The 906-nt window shown below is 65.3% G+C and carries 1 protein-coding gene; it reads left to right on the top strand.

Annotated elements, in window-relative coordinates:
* Positions 1-906: DUF2865 domain-containing protein (locus tag EN745_RS35290; RefSeq protein WP_127423346.1), on the top strand; the 906-nt coding region annotated here is incomplete at both ends.

Genomic DNA, 906 nt, shown 5'->3' with positions numbered 1-906 from the left:
AGCGATGCCGGTTGCGGCTTTTCGCTGTTTTCGCGCAACGTCAACAAATGCGCAGCGATCAACGCCAACATCGACCGCATGAACGCCAATCTCGACGCCCTGCTGGCGAAGCGCGAGCGGCTTGCCAGCGGCGGCTCGCGACGCGACCGAAGCCGTATCCTTGCGGCACTCGACGCCAATGGCTGCCGCGACGATGAGATCGCGCCGAGGCACGCCCCGCTTGAGGAGAGCGCGCGCAACAATGGCGGCGGCAATCTGTTCGAACAGCTTTTCGGCAACGGCGACCGCGAGATCGAAACGCTCGACATGCCCGATTTGCCGGATGTGCCGCCAGACGATCCCAGCGAACGCAACATTCGCCGGGTGATCAACCAGCCCGACGGCATGGACTTGCCGCGGCTGAACGGCGACTTCCACACCGTGTGCGTGCGGACCTGCGACGGCTATTTCTTCCCGATGTCGAACGCCGCCTCTTATGGCGATTTCGAGCGCGACCAGAAGAACTGCGAATCAAGTTGCCCTGGCACGGAGATGCAGGTGTTCTACACGCGCGACATGGACGGCGATGCCGGCGCGATGACATCGTCGGTGACCGGCAGGCCCTACAGCGAACTGCCGACGGCTTATCTCTACAAGCAGACCAACATGGCGCGGCCACCGGCCTGCGGCTGCAACGCGCAAGCGCAGAATTTCGAGATCATCGCCGGCAATCCGCCGAACCCCGAGCAGTCCGAGCCCGAAGCGGCCTCCGCGCCGTTCGCTCCCTTGCCGGCCGCGAAGCCGGATCCGGGCGCTGATCCCGAGACGCTGGCCAATGCCGAGGGCGGGCTCGACCGCGATGCCATCAAGCGCCTGGCCGAAAAGCCGGCAACATCGCCGGTATCGGCGTTGCCGCCCGAGCAGCGC

It is taken from the genome of Mesorhizobium sp. M4A.F.Ca.ET.022.05.2.1, assembly GCF_003998845.1.
Taxonomy (GTDB): Bacteria; Pseudomonadota; Alphaproteobacteria; order Rhizobiales; family Rhizobiaceae; genus Mesorhizobium.
Note: the sequence above shows the minus strand (reverse complement) of the source record. Positions and strands in the feature narration are given on the sequence as shown.